The organism is Micromonospora sp. WMMC250 (genome assembly GCF_027460215.1).
Taxonomy (GTDB): Bacteria; Actinomycetota; Actinomycetes; order Mycobacteriales; family Micromonosporaceae; genus Micromonospora; species Micromonospora taraxaci.
The window spans coordinates 5850115-5870934 of the sequence record NZ_JAPZBJ010000002.1 but is presented as its reverse complement, the minus strand read 5'-3'; the positions used below and the strand labels follow the sequence as shown (position 1 = coordinate 5870934).

The following is a 20820-nucleotide window of genomic DNA, read 5'->3' as shown; positions in this document are numbered from 1 at the left end:
GCAGCGAACGAATCATCAACGCAGCGTGCCTGGCCCTCATGCCGGCGCCGAGCGCAGCGAGGTGCGGGCATGAGTGACTTTGAGACGGTGGCGGCCAGCGAGAACCAGGCCGCACGGCGTGGCCCTTCGGGCGAGCCGGGCACACCCAACCAGGTCGGCGCTCCGAACAAGCCGCGCAGCCTGGCCGGAGACGCCTGGCGCGACCTGCGCCGCAACCCGATCTTCTGGATCTCGCTGGCGCTGGTCGTCATCTTCACGCTGATGGCGCTGTTCCCCGGCGTGTTCACCGCCAACAACCCGAACGACTGCCTGCTGTCCCGGCAGCACGCCGGGCCGTCCGGCGGGGCCATCTTCGGGTACGACTTCCAGGGGTGCGACACGTACTCCCGGGCGGTCTACGGCACCCGTGCCTCGCTGCTGGTCGGCGCGCTCGCCGCGCTCGGCACCGGGATCATCGCCCTGGTGATCGGCATGCTGGCCGGTTACTTCGGCAAGTGGGTCGACGCGGTGCTCTCCCGGGTGATCGACGTGGTGCTCGGCATTCCGCTGCTGTTGGCCGCGATCGTGCTGCTCAAGCGGGTGTCCAGCGACAGCCAGTGGGCTCGGATCGGCGCTGTCGTCTTCGTGCTGGCCCTCCTCGGCTGGACCACCGCCGCCCGCGTGGTCCGCTCCTCGGTGATCACCGCCAAGGAGCAGGACTACGTCGCGGCGGCCCGGATGCTCGGCGCCGGCAACAGCCGGATCATGTGGCGGCACATCCTGCCGAACTCGCTGGCCCCGGTCATCGTCGTGTTGACCATCGCGCTCGGCTCGTTCATCGCGGCCGAGGCGACGCTCTCCTTCCTGGGCATCGGCCTGAAGGCGCCGACCATCTCCTGGGGTCAGGACATCGACACCGGCCGGATCCACATGCGGGAGGCGGCCACCCCGTTGATCGTCCCGTCGGCGTTCCTCGCGCTGACCGTGCTGGCGTTCATCATGCTCGGCGACGCGATCCGTGACGCCTTCGACCCGAAGCTGCGGTGATTCTCATGCGAGCGCGAGGAGTGAGCGAAGCGAGCCCCGCAGTCGCGAGTGAAAGGCAGGCACAGTCATGACTGTCCAACCCACGCCGGCCTCCGCCACTCCCGAGGGCGGCCACCTGCTGGAGTTGCGGGACCTGCACGTCGAGTTCCGCACCAACGAGGGTGTCGCCCGGGTGATCAACGGCGTGTCGTACCACCTGGACGCCGGCGAGACGCTTGCCGTGCTCGGCGAGTCCGGCTCGGGCAAGTCGGTCACCGCCCAGGCGATCATGGGCATCCTGGACACCCCGCCCGCGTTCGTCCGCTCCGGCCAGATCCTCTACCAGGGTCAGGACCTGCTCACCCAATCCGAGGAGCAGCGTCGGCAGGTACGCGGCAAGGAGATCGCGATGATCTTCCAGGACGCGCTCTCCGCCCTGAACCCGGTGTTCCCGGTCGGCTGGCAGATCGGCGAGACGCTGCGCCAGCGTGCCGGCATGTCCCGGGCCGACGCCCGGCGGCGCGCCATCGAGTTGATGGACCTGGTCAAGATCCCGGGTGCCGCGAAGCGCATCGGCGACTATCCGCACCAGTTCTCCGGGGGCATGCGGCAGCGCGTCATGATCGCCATGGCGCTGGCGCTGGACCCGAAGGTGTTGATCGCCGACGAGCCCACCACGGCGCTCGACGTGACCGTCCAGGCCCAGATCATGGACCTGCTGGCCGACCTGCGCCGCGAACTCAACATGGCGATGATCCTGATCACCCACGACCTGGGTGTGGTCGCCGGTGTCGCGGACCGGATCGCCGTCATGTACGCCGGTCGGATCGTCGAGCACGCCGACGTCCACTCGCTCTACAAGGCGCCCGCCCACCCGTACACCAAGGGGTTGTTGGAGTCGATCCCGCGCCTGGACGTCCGTGGCGAGGAGCTGTCGACGATCAAGGGGTTGCCGCCGAACCTGATGCGCATCCCGTCCGGCTGCCCGTTCCACCCCCGATGCCCGTACGTCCAGCAGGTCTGCGTGGACGTCGTACCGCACGACCTGGTCCTCGGCGACGGCCGGACCAGCGCTTGCCACTTCGCGCAGGAGGTCCGTGATGACAGCGTCGCCCGCTAACCCCACCAAGGTCCGCGGCGAGGCCATCCTCTCCGTCGACAACCTGGTCAAGCACTTCCCGATCACCCAGGGCGTGCTGTTCCAGCGGCAGGTCGGCGCGGTCAAGGCCGTCGACGGGGTGAGCTTCGAGCTGCGTCGCGGCGAGACACTGGGTGTCGTCGGCGAGTCCGGCTGCGGCAAGTCCACCCTCGCCCGGCTGCTGATGCGGCTGGAGACGCCCACCTCGGGAAGTGCGACCCTGGAGGGTAGGGACCTGTTCAAGGCCTCCGGTGGCGAGCTGCGCCGGGTGCGCCGCAACATGCAGATGGTGATGCAGGACCCGTACACCTCGCTGAACCCGCGGATGACCGTCGGCGACATCATCGGCGAGCCGTTCGAGATCCACCCGGACGCCGCGCCCAAGGGCAGCAAGCAGCGGCGTGTCCAGGAGCTGTTGGACCTGGTCGGGCTCAACCCGGAGCACATCAACAGGTACCCGCACCAGTTCTCCGGCGGTCAGCGTCAGCGCATCGGCATCGCCCGCGCGCTCGCGCTGCGCCCCGACGTGATCGTCTGCGACGAGCCGGTGTCCGCGCTGGACGTCTCCATCCAGGCACAGGTGATCAACCTGCTCAAGCAGTTGCAGGACGAGCTGGGGCTGTCGTACATCTTCATCGCCCACGACCTGTCAGTGGTGCGGCACATCGCCGACCGGGTAGCGGTGATGTACCTCGGTCGGATCGTGGAGATCGGCACCGAGGACGAGATCTACGAGCGGGCCACCCACCCGTACACCCAGGCTCTGCTCTCCGCCGTGCCGGTGCCGGACCCGGCGGCCCGCGAGCAGCGCACGATGATCCGTCTGGTCGGGGACGTGCCCAGCCCGGCCGACCCGCCGAGCGGGTGCCACTTCCGGACCCGCTGCTGGAAGGCCCAGGACATCTGCGCGGTAGAGGACCCCGCAACGGTCCCAAGGGCGGCGGACCCCCACCCGTCCGCCTGCCACTTCGCCGAACTCCGCCCCACCCTCCCCACAGCCTGACGCACGCGCCTCCGCTGGTTGATCATGCGGTTATCGCCCTGCACGTCAGCGTGTCAGGGCGATAACTTCATGATCGACGCAGAGCTGACCGGGGTCAGTGGAAGAAGTGGCGGGTTCCGGTCAGGTACATCGTTACGTTGGCCTTGCGCGCGGCTTCGATGACCTCTTCGTCGCGGATCGAGCCACCGGGCTGCACGATGGCGCGCACGCCGGCGTCGATGAGGATCTGCGGACCGTCGGCGAACGGGAAGAACGCGTCCGACGCGGCCACCGAACCCCGGGCCCGGTCGGCGCCGGCCCGGCTCACCGCGAGCTGCGCCGAATCCACCCGGTTGACCTGACCCATGCCCACGCCGACGGTGGCACCGTCCTTGGCGAGCAGGATCGCGTTGCTCTTCACCGCGCGCACCGCCCGCCAGGCGAACGCCAGGTCACGCAGCAGTTCCTCGTCAGCGGCCTCGCCGGTCGCCAACTGCCAGTTCGACGGGTCGTCACCAGGGGCGTCCACCCGGTCCGCGACCTGGGTCAGCACGCCGCCGGTCACCGGCCGCCACTCGACAGTCGCCGGGGTCCAGGCCGGCGCGCGCAGCAGCCGGATGTTCTTCTTGCCCTGCAACACCTCGACCGCGCCCTCGTCGAAGCCGGGGGCGACGACCACCTCGGTGAAGATGTCCGCGACCTGCCGGGCCAGCTCGACCGAGACCGGGCGGTTGACAGCGATGACGCCGCCGAACGCCGACACCGGATCGCAGGCGTGCGCCCGGCGGTGCGCCTCGGCGACGTCCACGCCGACCGCGATGCCGCACGGGTTCGCGTGCTTGATGATCGCCACCGCCGGCTGGTCGGCGAAGTCGTTCGCGGCACGCCACGCGGCGTCCGCGTCGACGTAGTTGTTGTACGACATCTCCTTGCCGTGCAGCTGCTCGGCCTGGGCCAACCCCGCCGGGGCGTCCGGGTCGGTGTAGAGCGCGGCCGGCTGGTGCGGGTTCTCGCCGTAGCGCAGCACCGTCGACTTGCGCAGCGCCGACCCGGCGAACGCCGGCCACGTGTCGTCGGCCGGGGCCAGCTCCCGGGCGCACCACTGCGCGACGGCCACGTCGTACTCGGCGATGTCGGCGAACGCCCGGGCGGCCAGCGCACGGCGCTGAGCCAGGGTGAAACCGCCCTCGTCGAGCGCGCCGAGCAGCGCCGGGTAACCGGCCGGGTCGGTGAGCACCGCGACCGAGGCGTGGTTCTTGGCGGCGGCCCGCACCATGGCCGGGCCACCGATATCGATCTGCTCCACGCACTCCTCGACCCCGGCGCCGGAGGCGACGGTCGCCTGGAACGGGTAGAGGTTGGAGACCAGCAGGTCGAACGCCGCCACCCCCAGCTCGTCGAGCTGCGTGACGTGCGTGTCCTTGCGCAGGTCGGCCAGGAGGCCGGCGTGCACCTTCGGGTGCAGGGTCTTCACCCGGCCGTCGAGCACCTCCGGGAACCCGGTCACCGTCTCCACCGGCGTCACCGGCACACCGGCGGCGGCGATGGTGCCCGCCGTGCTGCCGGTGGACACGATCTCCACACCGGCGGTGTGCAGGGCCTGGGCCAACTCGACCAGCCCGGTCTTGTCGTAGACGCTGACCAGCGCCCGCCTGATCGGGCGGCGCCCGTCCTGAGTGGGACTCACGGAACCGTGACCTTCCTTCCGGTGATGGTCCAACCTTCGCGGACCAGACGGCCGACCTGCTCGACGAGCTGTCGCCGCTCGGCTTCCTTGATGCGCTCGGTGAGCGTGTCCACGTCGTCGTCGTCGAGCACCGGCACCGCCACCTGCGCGACGATCGGCCCGGTGTCCATACCGGCGTCGACGAAGAAGAGGGTGGCGCCGGTGAGCTTCACGCCGTAGGCGAGCGCGTCACGCGGGCCGTGGATGCCGGGAAACGCCGGCAGCAGAGTGTTGTGGGTGTTCAGGTAGCGGTCGCCGAAGGCCGCCAGGAAGTGCGGCCCGACCAGCTTGAGGAAACCGGCGGAGATGACCAGGTCGGGTTGGTGCTTCGCGACATGCGCGGTGAGCGCCCGGTCCCAGTCCTCCCGCGTGTCGTGGTCACGGACCCGCTCCACGAAGGTCGGCACCCCGGCGGCTTCGGCCCGGTCCAGGCCCGCGATGCCGTCGCGGTCCGCGCCGACCGCGACGACCTGTGCGCCGTACGCGGGGTCGGCGGCGGCGTCCAGCAGCGACTGGAGGTTGCTCCCGGAGCCGGAGACGAGGACGACGATGCGGGCGACAGGCGCGGGCTCGGTCACCGGGCCACCCTATCGGGCAGGTCAGGACGCCCTTCGGCTGGGCGGCGCGCGGATCTTTGACAGCGTCGGCGTGCATCGACCCGGTACGCTGCCGCTCGCTCGGCCGAAAGCAGCGCCGGTCCACGCCAGCACTGATCGGTCAACGGCAGTCGTCGATCGACAGCACCGTGGTGATGTCCTCGTGATCCCGCGCTGTGCATTCCGAGGAGTGACAGCGATCATGGGTGGAAACAACAGTGGTAACTGACGGAACCAGTTCAAGGAGCTTGTGAATGCAACCCGGTAACCCCGGCCAGGACCCGTACGGCCAGCAGCCCAACGACCCGACCGCGCCCCAGCCGCCGCAGAACCCGTACGGCCAGCCGCCGGCCGCCCCGTACGGTCAGCAGCCGACGTCCGGTCAGCCCTACGGCCAGCAGCAGCCGTACCAGGACCCGTACGGCCAGCAGCAGCCGCAGTACGGGGGCGGTCCGACGTACCCGAACGCCGGCTACCCGCAGGGCCAGGGGCAGAACAACACCCTCGGCCTGGTGGCGCTGATCCTCGGTATCGCGTCGATCCCGCTGGCCTGCTGCCCGTTGCTGGGCATCCCGGTCGGCATCGGTGGTGCGGTGACCGGCTACCTGGGCCGGCAGAAGGCGGCGCAGGGGCAGGCGAGCAACGCCGGGCAGGCCAAGGCCGGCCTGATCTGTGGCGCCGTCGGTGTCGCGCTCGGCATCATCTCGATCATCCTGAGCGTCGCGCTGAACGTCGGCCTGCCGACCAACCCCTGACGAATCCCGCAGCTACGGGGCGTTCCGGATTCCGTCCGGGGCGCCCCGGGCTCGTCTACTGGGCGGGTGAGCGGGTGAGCGCCCGGGTGGCGGCAGCGCCGAGCAGCGCGCCGACGGCGATGACGACGGCCGCCACCGCACCTACCTGCCAGCCCACCGGCCCGACCTCCGCCAGCCGTCCGGCGCCCAGCGGCCCGCCGGACACCGCGGCGACCAGCCCGAGCAGCACGCCGGCCACCGGCCCGGCCAATGCCGCCGGCATCAGCACCTCAGCCCAGCGCTGCGGGGCCCGCTCCGGCCCGGCGAGTCGGGCCACCCGGCGGGCCAGCAGACAGCCACCGACCATCCCGGCCAGCACCGGCACCGCGAGCAGGAGCGCGCCGAAGCCGTCCACCGGGCCGCGCGGCAGGCCGGCGAGCAGAGGCACTGCCGGCAACGCGCCGACCGACACCTCACTGGTACGAACCGCGGTGTCGGTGCCGACCGCGAAGCCCGGCCCGAGGAGATAGCTGGTCGACCAGATCGCCGCGTTCGGCGCGTACGCGACGCTGACCAGGGTGATCCCCGCCTGACCGGCGACCCCCGTCCGGTACGCCCCGATCATGTCCGCCGCGTCGCCACCGCCGGTGGCCACCGCCAGGCCGGCCGCACCGGCGCCCGCGCCGAGCAGCAGCAGCCCCGCCACCAGGCCGGTGCGAACGCCGTCCCGGACCGGGCCCGGCATCCGGGCGACGAGCACCCGGGTCACAGCGGTGATCCGGGTGGCGCCGACCAGGGCGGCGAGCGCGCCGACCACCGCGAACATGGCAGCCGCCCGGATCACTGACACGTCCGGCCCACCGGCGCCGACCAGCACCGCCGCGAGCACGCCGAGCAGCGCGTACGCGATGCCGACAGCACCCGCGGCGAGCAGCGCGCGGCGCGGTGAACGAGTGTCCCGGGCGCCGATCGCGCGACTGACGTGAACCCCGGCCCGGCTGAGTCGCCAGAGCGCGAGCACGGTCAACGCCAACGGGGCGAGCCCGAGCGGACCGGACTCGGTGTGCAGCGGCACCCCGTGACCGAGCAGCCAACCGGCCAGCGCCGTGCGCAGGGTGCCGGCCAGGGTGGTCGAGTCGGTGCCGAGCTGGACCAGACCGAGCACGATGGCGACCGGCAGGTAGGAGGTGAGGGCGGCCCAGCCGGCCGCCACCCCGGCGGCGACCGGCAACGGCGCACGTCCGCGCGGCGACCCACCCGCGCGCGGCGCGGGCACCCGCCGGGACGGCGCGGCACGGTTGACCGGCCGGTCGTCGGCGCTCACACCGCCGGGACGGCTGGGACGGTCAGGGGTGACGGGGGACATCCGCTCTACTCTGGCACGTCGCGCGGGCGGTGGCAGTCCGTTAACGCCTCCTAGGGCGCGTTTCATAAGGGGGATCGGGTCGAGGCGACGTTCGGCCACCATCCGGCAAGCCCTGCGCCCACCCGCCCGCGCCCAAGAACCGCGTGCGGGCGCGGGCGGGTGGGCGGCTGCGCTTACCGGCGTTGCGGTACCGAGGCGGCGAGTTCACCGAACCGGCGTCCGGGTCACCCGGTGCGGTCTAGCCTCGGCCCTGAGGGGGCGCGAGTCGCCGCCACCCGGGTCGGGCCCGCCGGTCGCGGCCCGGGTCGGTACACCGCCCACGACCGCCCGGAGGACGCTGTGACGACCGCATACCCGCCGCCCCCGCCCCCACCGGCACGGGGACGGGACCGGACGACCCTCTGGGGCGTGCTCGGCATCGTGCTGGGTCTGATCTGCTGCGGCATCCTCGGCATCATCTTCGGCTACCTGTCCATCCGCGACGCGCGGCGCAACGGGCAGTCGCCGGTGCTCGGCTACCTCGCCATCGTGTTCGGCGTGATCAACATCATCGGTGGCTCGATCCTGCGGCTCACCGGCAACTACCCGTTCTGGAACAACGACTGACTCTCCGCACGACGAAGGGGGTCGACCGGTTCCGGTCGACCCCCTTCGCTGTTGCCGTTCCGGCTCAGTTGCCGGACATGATCTCCCGCATGAGCTTGGCGGTCTCGGTCGGCGTCTTACCGACCTTGACGCCGACAGCCTCCAGCGCCGCCTGCTTCGCCTCGGCGGTGCCGGCCGAACCGGAGATGATCGCCCCGGCGTGGCCCATGGTCTTGCCGGGCGGAGCGGTGAAGCCGGCGATGTAGCCGACCACCGGCTTGGTGACGTTGCTCTTGATGAACTCGGCGGCCCGCTCCTCGGCGTCGCCACCGATCTCACCGATCATCACGATGGCGTCGGTGTCCGGGTCGGCCTCGAACGCCGCCAGGGCGTCGATGTGGGTGGTCCCGATGATCGGGTCACCGCCGATGCCGACACAGGTGGAGAAGCCGATGTCGCGCAGCTCGTACATCATCTGGTAGGTCAGCGTGCCGCTCTTGCTGACCAGGCCGATCCGACCGGAGCCGGTGATGTCGGCCGGGATGATGCCGGCGTTGGACGCGCCGGGCGATGCGATGCCCGGGCAGTTCGGCCCGATGATTCGGGTCCGCTCGCCCTGCGCCACGTTGTACGCCCAGAACGCGGCCGTGTCGTGCACCGGCACGCCCTCGGTGATCACCACAGCCAGCGGGATCGCGGCGTCGATCGCCTCGACCACGGCGGCCTTGGTGAACTGCGGCGGCACGAAGATGACAGTGACGTCGGCCCCGGTCTCGGCCATCGCGTCCGCGACGGACGCGAAGACCGGCAGCTCGGTGCCGTCGAAGTCGACAGTCTGACCCGCCTTGCGCGGGTTGACGCCGCCCACCACGTTGGTGCCTGCGGCGAGCATCCGCCGGGTGTGCTTGGAACCCTCGGAGCCGGTCATCCCCTGGACGATGACCTTCGAGTCCTTGGTCAGCCAGATAGCCATGATCAGACCCCCGCAGCTGCCAGCTCGGCGGCCCGCTCGGCCGCGCCGTCCATGGTGTCCACCCGCTGCACGAGCGGGTTGTTCGCGCTGTCCAGGATCGCCCGGCCAGCCTCCGCGTTGTTGCCGTCCAGACGGACGACGAGCGGCTTGCTGACCTGCTCGCCGCGCTGCTCCAGCAGGGCCAGCGCCTGGATGATGCCGTTCGCCACCTCGTCGCAGGCGGTGATGCCGCCGAAGACGTTGACGAAGACGCTCTTCACGGCCGGGTCGGAGAGCACGATCTCCAGCCCGTTCGCCATCACCGCGGCGCTCGCGCCACCGCCGATGTCGAGGAAGTTGGCCGGCTTGACGTTGCCGTGCCGCTCACCGGCGTACGCGACCACGTCGAGGGTCGACATGACCAGACCCGCACCGTTGCCGATGATGCCGACCTCGCCGTCGAGCTTGACGTAGTTGAGGTCCTTGGCCTTGGCGGCCTGCTCCAGCGGGTCCACGGCGGCCTGGTCGACGAGCGCCTCGTGGTCCGGGTGCCGGAACGCGGCGTTCTCGTCCAGGCTGATCTTGGCGTCGAGCAGCAGCATGCGGCCGTCGCCGTTCTTGGCGAGCGGGTTGACCTCGACCAGGGTGGCGTCCTCGGCGACGAACGCCTGCCACAGGCCGACGGCGATCTCGACCACCTGGTCGACGACCTCGGCCGGGAAGCCGGCGGCGGTCACGATCTCACGGGCCTTGGCCTCGTCCACGCCCTTCACGGCGTCGATCGGGGCCTTCACGACCTTGTCGGGGGTCTCGGCGGCAACCTGCTCGATGTCCATGCCGCCGGCGACGCTGGCGATGCAGAGGAAGGTGCGGTTCGCCCGGTCGAGCAGGTACGAGAAGTAGTACTCCTCGGCCACGTCCGCGGTCACCGTGATCATGACCTTGTGGACGGTGTGACCCTTGATGTCCATGCCGAGGATATCGGTGGCGCGGGCCACCGTCTCCTCGGCGCCCTCGGCCAGCTTCACGCCGCCGGCCTTACCTCGGCCACCGACCTTCACCTGCGCCTTGACGACCACGCGACCGCCGAGGCGTTCGGCGATCGCACGGGCCTCTTCCGGGGTAGTGGCGACGCCGCCGGCCAGCACGGGCAAGCCGTGCCGCTCGAACAGGTCCCGCCCCTGGTACTCGTACAGGTCCACGTTTGCGCGTCCCGTCCCGTCTCCGCGGCGCGCCGTCGCGCCGCCACCAGCGTTCAGAAAACAGTTTGACGCCTGTCATCAGTTGAAACAGGCCATTGGCCGCAGCCTAGCGAGGTCGGCACCACCGGCAACCGAGCGGGTGCGCGGTGTGCGGTAATGCACAACCGGACATCCGGCGGCCCGGTTTCGGCTCAGGACGCGGACGCCATCCACCGTCCGGGCGATGTTGCCCGGCTTGCGTAACCCGGCCGTGGGGGCGTCGTTGAGTCAGGTGTCGGAGCGCTGAACAGCGCGATGACGGGAGACGGCCGATGCCCTGTCGGTCGAGGGGTGGCGGCGGGGCATCGTGCATAGAGGGGCCGGACGTGTGAGGGGTGCGTCCGGCCCCTCCCCCGTGCCCGCATTCGGTCGCCGGCTCGTGAGTGAGCGTCGTGGCGTGCCTCAGGAAACCGGCTGCGCGACGTTCTGTCGGACCCACTCGACAATCGCCTGAGTGGTGGCGCCCGGCGTGAAGATCTTTGCGACGCCCAACTTTTCCAACTCGGGAATGTCGCCGTTCGGAATGATGCCGCCGCCGAACACGACGATGTCGCGGGCGTCCCGCTCACCGAGCAGTTCCAGCACCCGACGGAAGAGGGTCATGTGCGCGCCGGAGAGAACGGACAGCCCGACCGCGTCGGCGTCCTCCTGGATGGCGGTCTCCACGATCTGCTCGGGGGTCTGGTGCAGGCCGGTGTAGACGACCTCCATGCCGGCGTCCCGCAGGGCACGCGCGACGACCTTGGCGCCCCGGTCGTGGCCGTCCAGGCCGGGTTTGGCGACGACGACCCGAATACGAGAGCTCATCAGCGCACACCTTTCACCGGCTTCACGGGCCTTCACCTGAACGAACGGTAACCCGGCGGACCCGGCCCGGGAAATCCGGGCCGGATAGCCGGCTCGGTCACCGTTCGCCGCCTGCGCAGCGACCCGCCGTGAAGGTCCACGATCCGGGAAGGGTCGCCGACCGGCGAGGGCCACGCCCGGCGAGGGCTGCGCCCGGGACTACCCGCAGTGGCGATCCGAAACCGCCCGTAGTCAAGTCGGACGAGTCCGCCGGATCGGTCACGCTCGGCGACGAACGGGCAGCATCGAGGGCACCGTTCGGCGTCGCGATGCGTGACAATAATGGACGCAAACGGACAGAACGACACGCCAATTTGGCGCTCTAGCTTGTGACTCGCCTGGTGGTTGGCTAACGTGTCCACGGTTGTCATCAGGTCCATGGACGGGTGACGACGCGGTCAGCGGACGTTCACTTGAGCTTCACGAACGCCCACCGGCCGCCTCGGAACCCCGACAACGGAGGGTGTGCGTGCGCCAGCGCCTGTCGTCTGAGCCCGATCGATATCGCGGTCGTCGCCGTGTGCCCACCCCACCGCGCAGCCGTTACGCCGCGGTCGTCACCACCGCGTTCGTCGGGGCCGGCATCGTCGCCCTCGGCGCGAGCGCCCTCCCGGACGCCAAGGACGTCAGCCCGACGGTCCTCGACGAGCTCAAGCAGGCGTCGGTCACCAGCCAGGACGCCGCGGCCCGTGCGGACAACGCCGACCGCGCCTCCCGGGACAGCCGCAGCAAGGACAGCGCCGAGCCCGAGGTCTGGCTGCTGCCACTGCAGGGCTACGACTTCAACTCCCCCTACGGGGTGCGCTGGGGCAAGATGCACACCGGCGTCGACCTGGTCGCGGGCGAGGGCACTCCCTACGTCGCGATCCACGACGGGCTGGTCACCAAGGCCGGCTGGTTCGGCGGGTACGGCAACGCGGTGATCGTGCAGCACGCCGACGGCAGTGAGGCCATCTACGGCCACTCCTCCGCAGTGAGCGTGAAGGAAGGCCAGCAGGTCAAGGCCGGCGACCAGCTCGGCCTGGTGGGCCAGACCGGCCACGCGTACGGCACCCACCTGCACCTGGAGATCCATGTCAAGGGCCAGCCGATCGACCCGGTGCCCTACCTCCAGGAGCGCGGAGTGGACATCAAGCTGCAAGTCGAGGCAATTTACAGTGAGGTAGCCGCGTCCTGACGCTGCGTACCGACCGATGGCCGCCCGGATCGATCGATCTGGGCGGTTTTTCGTTGCGTTCGTGCGGCGGATGTGTGCCGGGTCACCATCACGACTGTGACCGGCGACACGCCTACCGATGATCACTTATCCGGACGCAGTACACCAGAACGGCTCATACATGGACGCTCACCACGTTGTCCACTGCCCGTGATCCGGTCCCCCGCGCCCACCCCAACGCGGCCCGACACCAGTATTTCGAGGTCAAGTGCCCCTCGACTGTGAAGGTCCGCCGTGCAGGAAGACAGCCCCGTCCAGAACGAGACCACCCCGGACACCGTCCAGGCCGAGCAGCCGCAGCGCGCCGGCCGGCGGAACCGCCTCATCGTGCTCAGCGCAGCCGCCCTGGTGGCCCTCGGCCTCGGTGGCATCGCCGTCGCCACCACCGGCAACGACCGCGCGGCACCGACCGCCGTCTCCCTCGACGCGCAGTCCCGGGCCGAGGCCGGCAGCCGGGCGGACCGCTCCGCCCGCGAGTCGAGCACGCCGGTCGCCCCCTCGGTCAGCCCCACGGCGAGCCCTTCGGCGGTCAGCGCCAGCCCGACACCCGCCAAGACGGCCACCGCCAAGGCCAAGCCGAAGCCGAAGCCGAAGCCGAAGAAGACCACCAAGCCCACGCCCGCCTGGGTCAACCCGATGCCGGGCGCAGGCGTCACGTCCTGCTACGGACAGCGCTGGGGCACCCTGCACGCCGGTATCGACCTGGCGCTGCCCTCCGGTACGCCGATCCACGCCGCAGCCGCCGGGACCGTGACCCAGGCCGGCGACGCCTCCGACGGGTACGGCAACTCCGTCTTCATCGACCACGGCAACGGCTACCTGACCCACTACGCCCACCAGAGCCGCATCGCGGTCACCGTCGGGCAGAAGGTCAAGGCCGGCCAGGTCATCGGTTACGAGGGCGCCACCGGCGATGCCACCGGCCCGCACCTGCACTTCGAGGTGCACCAGGGCATGTGGAACCAGATCGACCCGGCCCCGTTCATGCGGGCCCGGGGCGTCGACCTGGGCTGCTGAACGACCACCGCAGCCGGAAGGAGTGACCTGTGCCTAAGCGGAGGTCACTCCTTCCGTCACCTGCGCCGGAGTCAGAGCTTGTCGACCGGAGCGTGCCGTAGCACCAGCCACATGGTCTGGTCGCCGAAGTCGATCTGCGCGCGGGCGCCCGGGCCGTGCCCCTCGACGGCGAGCACCCGCCCCAACCCGTACCGCTGGTGGTTGACCCGGTCCCCGGCGGCCACCTTCGGCCCCTGCGGCAACTCGCTGGCAGTGGTCAGCCGGCTGGCGTCCACGCCGAGCCGCTGGGCCAACTGGGCCGCCTTCGGCGTACCCCCCGTGAAGTTGCCACGCGCGCCGGGCGCGCGGTCCGCGCGGCCGCCGACGCCGCCGCCACCGCCGGCCCAGGAGGTGTACGACCCCTCGGTGCGCTCCCAGTGGACCAATTCCGTCGGCAACTCCTCCAGGAACCGCGACGGCGGGTTGTAGGACGGTTGCCCCCAGGCCGAGCGGGTCACCGCCCGGGAGAGGTAGAGCCGCTGTCGGGCACGGGTGATGCCGACGTACGCCAGCCGGCGCTCCTCCTCCAACTCGCGGGTGTCGCCCAGCGAGCGCAGGTGCGGGAAGACGCCGTCCTCCAGCCCGGTCAGGAAGACCACCGGGAATTCCAGCCCCTTGGCGGTGTGCAGGGTCATCAGGGTGACCACGCCCTGGTGGTCGGGGTCGTCGGAGGGGATCTGGTCGGCGTCGGCGACCAGCGCCACCTGCTCCAGGAACCCGGCGAGGGTGGCGCGTTCCCCCTCCTCGCCCAGCGCCTCGATCCGCTCGGTGTACTCCCGGGCGACGCTGACCAGCTCCTGGAGGTTGTCCACCCGGCCGGCGTCCTGCGGGTCCAGGCTCTCCTCCAGCTCGGTGAGGTAGCCCGAGCGGGTCAGCAGGGCCTCCAGCACCTCCTCCGGGGTGCCGGTCTCGGCCAACTCCCGGGCGTCGTCGAGCAACGCGACGAAGTCGGCGATGCCGTTGGCAGCTCGGGTGGAGATGCCCGGCGCCTCCCGAGCCCGCCGCAGCGCCGCGCCGAACGAGATCCGGTCGCGGCTGGAGAGCGCTTCGACGCACGCCTCGGCGCGGTCGCCGATCCCCCGGCGAGGGGTGTTGAGCACCCGCCGCAGGCTCACCGTGTCGTCGTCGTTGACCACCGAACGCAGGTACGCGAGCGCGTCGCGGACCTCCTTGCGCTCGTAGAAGCGCACCCCGCCGACGACCTTGTAGGGCAGGCCGACGCGGATGAACACCTCTTCGAAGACACGGGACTGGGCGTTGGTGCGGTAGAAGACCGCGACGTCACCGGGGCGGGTCTCGTCGGCGTCGACCAGCCGGTCGATCTCCCGGGCCACCCAGTCGGCCTCGGCGTGCTCGGTGTCGGCAACGTAGCCGACGATCTGCTCGCCGGCGCCGGACTCGCTCCACAGCCGCTTGGGTTTGCGGGAGGTGTTGCGGTCGATCACCGCGTTGGCCGCGTTGAGGATGGTCTGGGTGGAGCGGTAGTTCTGCTCCAACAGGATCGTGCGCGCGTCGGTGAAGTCCCGTTCGAACTCCAGGATGTTGCGGATCGTCGCGCCCCGGAACGCGTAGATCGACTGGTCGGCGTCGCCGACCACGCACAGCTCGGCCGGTGCCAGCCCGTCGGTGCCGGAGACCAGCTCCTTGATCAGGACGTACTGGGCGTGGTTGGTGTCCTGGTATTCGTCCACCAGCACGTGCCGGAACCGCCGACGGTAGCTCTCCGCGACGTGCGGGTGGGACTGGAGCAGGTGCACCGTGGTCATGATCAGGTCGTCGAAGTCCAGTGCGTGCGCCTCGCGCAGCCGCCGCTGGTAGAGCGTGTACGCCTCCGCGAGGGCCCGCTCGTTGGGCCCGGTGGCCCGTGCGGCGAACTGCTCGGGGTCGACCAGCTCGTTCTTGAGGTTGGAGACCTGGGCGGCCAACCCGCGCGCCGGGTAGCGCTTCGGGTCCAGATCGAGCTCGCGGGCGACCAACTGCATCAGACGGCGGGAGTCGTCCGCGTCGTAGATCGAGAACGTCGACTTGAGACCGGCGTGTTCGTGCTCGGCGCGCAGGATCCGGACACACGCGGAGTGGAACGTCGACACCCACATCAGGCGGGCCCGGGGGCCCACCAACGCGGCGACGCGCTCCTTCATCTCGCCGGCGGCCTTGTTGGTGAAGGTGATCGCGATGATCTCGCCGGGGTGCACGTCCCGTGCGGCGAGCAGGTACGCGATCCGGTGCGTGAGCACCCGGGTCTTGCCGGACCCGGCGCCGGCCACGATCAACAGCGGCGAGCCGGCGTGGCTGACCGCGTCGCGCTGTGGCCCGTTCAGCCCGTCGAGCAGCTGCTGCGGATCGAGGCGGACGGCGGCGGGCCGGGGCCGGTCCGGGCGGGCCGGCGCGGACTCCGGCGCAGGCGGGGACGCGGGGATGTCGAAGAGAGGATGCATCGCCCGACAAGTCTATGCCGCCGGTCGGACACTGCGTCTCCGGCGCTCAGCAGCTCGTGCCCGACCGCGTGCTGCCACCGCACGGCGCGCCCCGTCGAAGAAAGATCCCCGGTGCACCGTCGAATGCTTGCGCGCCCGCCGCCGACGTGGGCATACTCGACGGCGTGATCGCTGCGCGCTACTACTTTTACTACGGCACCGGGAGTCCGGCTGCCGTAGGTCGCGCCTGATCGATTCAGACCTACGAAAGCCCCGGGCTCCTGGAGTCCGGGGCTTTTTCCGTCCCCGGTTCCGGGGCACAGGGCACCACAGTGCGAGAGGTACCCGATGATGACAGACGTGATGGAGCAGAGCGGCGGCCCGACCCGACCCGAGGCTGGGCAGCCCGCGGTCGACGGACGCGAGACGACGGCACCCGTGTCGCTGGCGGCGGAGCACACCGAGCAGTCCGAGGCGCAGACCGGCACCGAAGAGCCGTCCGCCGCCGCCCGAATCGTGGAGATCAGGGAACGGATCGACGAGATCGACAACGCGCTGATCGCACTCTGGCAGGAGCGGGCCGCGTTGTCCCAGGAGGTCGGGGCCACCCGGATGGCGTCCGGCGGAACCCGCCTGGTGCTCTCCCGGGAACGGGCGATCCTGGAGCGGTTCCGGGTCGCACTCGGCGCGGACGGCACCCAGTTGGCCCTGCTGCTGCTCCGCGCGGGCCGCGGGCCGCTGTAACCCCTCCACGCGGGCTGCGGCAGCTCTCCGTGGGCCGCTGCGGCCCGGGGCCTGGCCGACGACCGCCGGTCACCGGACAGACGAAACCGCCTGCCGTCGTCGTGAAGACGTCGGCAGGCGGTTTCGGTGACTCACGCCTCGTGGGTGGCGACGATCTCGCGTCGCTCCGCGAAGTGGCAGGCGCTCGGGTGGTCCGAGCCTCGCCGGATCTCCAGCAGCGGGACCTGCTCGGCGCAGACGTCCTGCGCCTTCCAGCAGCGGGTCCGGAACCGGCAGCCCGAGGGCGGGCTGATCGGCGACGGCACGTCACCCGTCAAACGGATGATCGTCTTGTTGTGCCGCTGGGTCGGGTCCGGCACCGGCACCGCGGAGAGCAGAGCCTGGGTGTACGGGTGGGTCGGCCGCTCGTAGATCTCGTCCTCGGTGCCGATCTCCACGATCTTGCCGAGGTACATCACCGCGACCCGGTCCGAGAGGTGGCGGACCACCGACAGGTCGTGCGCGATGAAGACGTACGACAGCCCGAACTCGCCCTGGAGCTGCTCCAGCAGGTTCATGACCTGTGCCTGGATGGAGACGTCCAGCGCCGACACCGGCTCGTCGCAGACGATGATCTCGGGCCGCAGCGCGAGCGCCCGGGCGATGCCGATGCGCTGACGCTGACCGCCGGAGAACTGGTGCGGGTACCGGTTGATGTGCTCCGGGTTGAGCCCGACCAGATCGAGCAGTTCGCGGACCTTGGCCCGGCGGCTGCCCTTCGGCGCGACCTCCGGGTGGATCTCGAACGGCTCGCCGAGCAGGTCACCGACGGTCATCCGCGGGTTCAGCGAGGTGTACGGGTCCTGCATGACCAGCTGGATCTGCCGGCGGAGACGTCGCAGCGCCCCACCGGACAGCTTGGAGATGTCCTGGCCCTTGTAGACCACGCTGCCGGCGGTCGGCTTCTCCAGGTTCATCAGCACCCGGGCGAGGGTCGACTTGCCGCAGCCGGACTCGCCGACGACGCCGAGGGTCTCACCGGCGCGCAGACCGAACGAGACCCCGTCGACCGCCTTGACCTGACCGACGGTCTTCTTGAACACCACGCCCTGGGTGACGGGGTAGTGCTTGACCAGGTCGTTGACCTCGAGGATGTTCTCAGACACGGTTCACCAGCTCCTCGGCGAAGTGGCAGGCGCTGGCCCGGCCGGTGCCCACCTGCAGCAGCGGCGGGACCTTCTCCCGGCACACCGGCTGAGCCATCGGGCAGCGCGGGTTGAAGGGGCAGCCCGGCGGAATGTTCATCAGGTTCGGCGGGAGACCCTTGATCGTCCGGAGCTGCTGCCCCTTCTCGTCGAGGCGCGGGATCGAGTCGATCAGACCCATCGTGTACGGGTGCGCCGGCTTGGCGTACAGGTCGTACACGTTCGCTTCCTCGACGATCCGGCCCGCGTACATGACCGCGATCCGGTCCGCGACGTCGGCGACCACGCCGAGGTCGTGGGTGATCAGGATCATGCCCATCTGCCGCTCACGCTGAAGCTCAGCGAGCAGGTCCATGATCTGGGCCTGCACGGTCACGTCGAGCGCCGTGGTGGGCTCGTCCGCGATCAGCACCTCCGGGTCGAGCGCCAGCGACATCGCGATCATCGCGCGCTGCCGCATACCGCCGGAGAACTGGTGCGGGTAGTTGTTGAACCGACCCTTGGCGTTCGGGATCTTGACCTGGTCGAGCATGTCGATCGCGCGCTTCTTGGCCTCCGCGCGACCCATGCCCCGTCGGACCCGGAACTGCTCGGCGATCTGGAACCCGACGGTGAAGACGGGGTTCAGAGCCGAGAGCGCGTCCTGGAAGATCATCGCGATGCCCTCGCCGCGGATGCGGCGGCGCTCCTCGGCGGACATGCGGAGCATGTCCTTGCCGTGGAAGCGGACCTGCCCACCGGTCACGAAGCCGGGCGGCGTGTCGAGGATGCCCATGATGGTCTGCGCGGTGACGCTCTTACCGGAGCCGGACTCGCCGAGCACGGCGAGGGTCTCCCCCGCGTCGACGTGGTAGTTGACCCCGTTGATGACCTTTGCGACGCCGTCCCGGGTGCGGAACTCCACCCGCAGGTCGTCGACCTCGAGCAGCCGGCCGGAGGGACGCCCGGACCCGCCGGATCCCGACGCTGACTGCTCGGACACGAGAATGTCGGACACTGGATATCCCCTAGCGGAGTTTCGGATCGAGGGCCTCGCGGACCGCCTCACCGAGCATCACGAAGCTCAGCACTGCGGTGACGAGGAACGCGGCGGGGAAGAACACCAGCCCTGGCGCGACCCGGACGAAATTCTGCCCGTCACTGATCATGATGCCCCAGGACACCACCGGCGACTTCAGACCGACGCCCAGGAACGACAGGGTGGCCTCGGCGCCGATGAACGAGCCGACCATGATCGTGCCGTAGACCAACAGCGGGGCCAGGCAGTTCGGCAGCAGGTGCTTGAGGATGATCCGGCCGGTGCCGGCACCCAGCGCGCGGGCCGCCACGATGTAGTCGGCCTCCTTGGTGGCGAGCACCGAGGAACGCATCAGCCGCATCACGACCGGCCAGCTCAGCACGATCAGTGACGCGGTCACCAGACCCATGATCTTGTTCTTGCTGTTGCCGGAGCCCGACCCGTTGAAGGTCGTCAGGATGACGATCGCGCCGAGCACGAAGGGCAGACCGAAGAAGACGTCCGCGATCCGGCTGAGCAGCGCGTCCACCCAGCCACCGCGGTAGCCGGAGATGATGCCCATCGTTCCGCCGATGAGCAGGGTGCCCAGCACGGACAGCACGGCGACCTGGATGGACGCACGCGCGCCGTAGATGACCCGGGCGTAGACGTCACGGCCCTGCACGTCGTAGCCGAACCAGCCATCCGCGCCCGGCTTGTTGAGGCTGCGGGCCAGCGCGCCGTTCTCCGGGTCGCCGCCCGGAGCGAACAGCTGCGGGAAGGCCGCCATCAGCAGGAAGACCACGATCAGCGTGGCCGAGATCCAGAACAGGGGCTTGCGCCGCAGGTCCCGCCACGCGTCACCGAGCAGACCGCGCGGCTTGTCGTTGCTCTGCGGCTGGCCCGCGGTGGCGGGGGCGGCGGAGTCGGTCGGGTGTGCGCCAGGGGTGCTGACGATCGATGCGGTACTGGGGTCACTCATAACGGATCCTCGGGTCCAGGGCGGCGTAGAGCAGGTCAACCAGCAGGTTCATCACGAGATAGACCAGCACCAGGACGACCACGATCCCTACCACCGTGGCACTTTCCTTGGTGATGATCGCCCGGAAGACCTGGCGGCCGATTCCGTTGATGCCGAAGATCCCCTCGGTGACGATCGCGCCGCCCATCAGGGCGCCGAGGTCGGTGCCGAGCAGGGTCACCACCGGGATGAGCGAGTTGCGCAGCAGGTGCACACCCACCACCCGGCGCATCGGCAGGCCCTTGGCGATAGCCGTACGCACGTAGTCGGCGCGGCGGTTCTCCGCGATGCTCGTTCTGGCCACCCGGGCGATGTACGCCACTGACGCGCTGCCGAGCACGAAGCCCGGCACGATCAGCTCGGACCACCGCATCTCGGAGGAGACGGTCGGCTTGATGATGCCCCACTGCACGCCCAGCAGCCACTGCAGCACGAAGCCGACCACGAAGACCGGCAGCGCGATCAGGAAGAGGGTGGAGACCAGGACCAGGTTATCCAGGAAACCGTTGCGCCGCAGACCGCTCAGCACGCCGGCGCCGAGGCCGATGATCGCCTCGATGGCGAGCGCCACGACGGCCAGCTTCAGCGTGTTCGGGTACGCGGTCAGGATGATGTCGCTGATCTCGCGTTGCTGGAACGTTTGACCGAAGTCGCCTTGGAGCAGGTTCTTCATGTAGTTGCCGTACTGCACGAAGACGTTCTGGTCGAGGTGGTACTTCTCGGTCATGAAGGCGATGTACTGGTCCGGGCAGCGACGCTCACCGCACTTGCCGGCGAACGGATCGCCCGGAACGGCCCAGACGAGCCAGTAGATCAGGAACGTCGTACCGATGAAGACCGGCACGAGTTGGAGCAGCCGTCTCAACAGATAACGGCCCATGGGGTGGTCCTCCAGACAGGGGGCGCGTCGGACGGCCGACACGGTGGTGACAACGTGCGAGTGGAGTGTTGTAACACCCAATCGCGGAACGGCCCCGGGTCGGGCTCACCGGATGTGGCGAGCCCGACCCGGGG

General features: G+C 70.2%; 19 protein-coding genes. 8 read left to right on the top strand and 11 right to left on the bottom strand.

The features are described 5' to 3' along the window. The first annotated feature begins 69 nt into the window (after positions 1-69). The 3 genes from O3438_RS26605 (at position 70) to O3438_RS26595 (ending at position 3146) form a co-directional block, all read left to right on the top strand. Positions 70-1026, top strand: a complete 957-nt coding sequence (locus O3438_RS26605; protein WP_269682390.1) for an ABC transporter permease — start codon at positions 70-72, stop codon at positions 1024-1026. Positions 1027-1093: 67 nt separating this feature from the next. Then, entirely contained in the window at positions 1094-2125 is a 1032-nt protein-coding gene (locus O3438_RS26600) for an ABC transporter ATP-binding protein (protein WP_088987683.1), read from the top strand. After that, the gene (locus O3438_RS26595; protein WP_269682389.1) at positions 2106-3146 is read left to right on the top strand and encodes an ABC transporter ATP-binding protein; all 1041 of its coding nucleotides are present in this window, start codon (positions 2106-2108) and stop codon (positions 3144-3146) included. The genes O3438_RS26600 and O3438_RS26595 overlap by 20 nt, the downstream gene beginning before the upstream one ends. Before the next feature lie 94 nt (positions 3147-3240). On the opposite strand, the gene purH is transcribed toward O3438_RS26595, so the two are convergent. Both purH and purN read right to left on the bottom strand, forming a co-directional pair. Next, positions 3241-4812 carry a bifunctional phosphoribosylaminoimidazolecarboxamide formyltransferase/IMP cyclohydrolase gene (gene purH / locus O3438_RS26590; RefSeq protein ID WP_269682388.1) on the bottom strand — a complete coding sequence of 524 codons (1572 nt, stop codon included), beginning with the start codon at positions 4810-4812 and terminating at the stop codon, positions 3241-3243. Further along, entirely contained in the window at positions 4809-5429 is a 621-nt protein-coding gene (gene purN, locus O3438_RS26585) for a phosphoribosylglycinamide formyltransferase (RefSeq protein ID WP_145778993.1), read from the bottom strand. Before purN ends, purH begins: the two co-directional genes overlap by 4 nt. A gap of 272 nt (positions 5430-5701) precedes the next feature. Between purN and O3438_RS26580 the strand changes: the two genes are divergently transcribed. Further along, positions 5702-6202 (top strand): DUF4190 domain-containing protein, encoded by a 501-nt coding sequence (locus O3438_RS26580; protein ID WP_269682387.1) that lies wholly within the window; start codon positions 5702-5704, stop codon positions 6200-6202. A 55-nt stretch (positions 6203-6257) separates the two neighbouring features. Here the strand turns inward: O3438_RS26580 and O3438_RS26575 are convergent, their stop codons facing one another. Next, entirely contained in the window at positions 6258-7547 is a 1290-nt protein-coding gene (locus O3438_RS26575; protein WP_269682386.1) for a cell division protein PerM, read from the bottom strand. 339 nt (positions 7548-7886) lie between these two features. On the opposite strand from O3438_RS26575, the gene O3438_RS26570 reads away from it, so the two are divergent. After that, complete coding sequence (locus O3438_RS26570; RefSeq protein ID WP_145778990.1) at positions 7887-8153, top strand: DUF4190 domain-containing protein; 267 nt, start codon at positions 7887-7889, stop codon at positions 8151-8153. Positions 8154-8217: 64 nt separating this feature from the next. Here O3438_RS26570 and sucD read toward each other — a convergent pair whose 3' ends face one another. The 3 genes from sucD to O3438_RS26555 form a co-directional block, all read right to left on the bottom strand. Continuing rightward, positions 8218-9105 (bottom strand): succinate--CoA ligase subunit alpha, encoded by an 888-nt coding sequence (sucD, locus tag O3438_RS26565; protein ID WP_269682385.1) that lies wholly within the window; start codon positions 9103-9105, stop codon positions 8218-8220. A 2-nt stretch (positions 9106-9107) separates the two neighbouring features. After that, positions 9108-10286 carry an ADP-forming succinate--CoA ligase subunit beta gene (gene sucC / locus O3438_RS26560; RefSeq protein WP_269682384.1) on the bottom strand — a complete coding sequence of 393 codons (1179 nt, stop codon included), beginning with the start codon at positions 10284-10286 and terminating at the stop codon, positions 9108-9110. 441 nt (positions 10287-10727) lie between these two features. Further along, a complete protein-coding gene (locus O3438_RS26555) occupies positions 10728-11132 on the bottom strand; it encodes a cobalamin B12-binding domain-containing protein (protein WP_030491849.1) in 405 nt (134 codons plus the stop codon). A gap of 508 nt (positions 11133-11640) precedes the next feature. On the opposite strand from O3438_RS26555, the gene O3438_RS26550 reads away from it, so the two are divergent. Further along, positions 11641-12348: a M23 family metallopeptidase gene (locus O3438_RS26550; RefSeq protein ID WP_145778987.1), complete on the top strand. Its 708-nt coding sequence runs from the start codon at positions 11641-11643 to the stop codon at positions 12346-12348. Positions 12349-12621: 273 nt separating this feature from the next. Further along, positions 12622-13404: a M23 family metallopeptidase gene (locus O3438_RS26545; protein WP_269682383.1), complete on the top strand. Its 783-nt coding sequence runs from the start codon at positions 12622-12624 to the stop codon at positions 13402-13404. Positions 13405-13475: 71 nt separating this feature from the next. Here the strand turns inward: O3438_RS26545 and pcrA are convergent, their stop codons facing one another. Further along, on the bottom strand, positions 13476-15881 hold the full coding sequence (gene pcrA / locus O3438_RS26540; RefSeq protein ID WP_269682382.1) for a DNA helicase PcrA: 2406 nt from the start codon (positions 15879-15881) through the stop codon (positions 13476-13478). 327 nt (positions 15882-16208) lie between these two features. Between pcrA and O3438_RS26535 the strand changes: the two genes are divergently transcribed. After that, a complete protein-coding gene (locus tag O3438_RS26535; protein ID WP_442929662.1) occupies positions 16209-16604 on the top strand; it encodes a chorismate mutase in 396 nt (131 codons plus the stop codon). A gap of 131 nt (positions 16605-16735) precedes the next feature. Here the strand turns inward: O3438_RS26535 and O3438_RS26530 are convergent, their stop codons facing one another. The 4 genes from O3438_RS26530 to O3438_RS26515 are packed head-to-tail and all read right to left on the bottom strand — an operon-like array spanning position 16736 to position 20686. Continuing rightward, on the bottom strand, positions 16736-17749 hold the full coding sequence (locus O3438_RS26530; protein ID WP_269682381.1) for an ABC transporter ATP-binding protein: 1014 nt from the start codon (positions 17747-17749) through the stop codon (positions 16736-16738). After that, positions 17742-18770 carry an ABC transporter ATP-binding protein gene (locus tag O3438_RS26525; RefSeq protein WP_269683758.1) on the bottom strand — a complete coding sequence of 343 codons (1029 nt, stop codon included), beginning with the start codon at positions 18768-18770 and terminating at the stop codon, positions 17742-17744. The genes O3438_RS26530 and O3438_RS26525 overlap by 8 nt, the downstream gene beginning before the upstream one ends. Positions 18771-18795: 25 nt before the next feature. Beyond that, complete coding sequence (locus tag O3438_RS26520) at positions 18796-19767, bottom strand: ABC transporter permease (protein ID WP_269682380.1); 972 nt, start codon at positions 19765-19767, stop codon at positions 18796-18798. Continuing rightward, positions 19760-20686 carry an ABC transporter permease gene (locus tag O3438_RS26515; protein ID WP_269682379.1) on the bottom strand — a complete coding sequence of 309 codons (927 nt, stop codon included), beginning with the start codon at positions 20684-20686 and terminating at the stop codon, positions 19760-19762. The genes O3438_RS26520 and O3438_RS26515 overlap by 8 nt, the downstream gene beginning before the upstream one ends. Positions 20687-20820 lie beyond the last annotated feature (134 nt).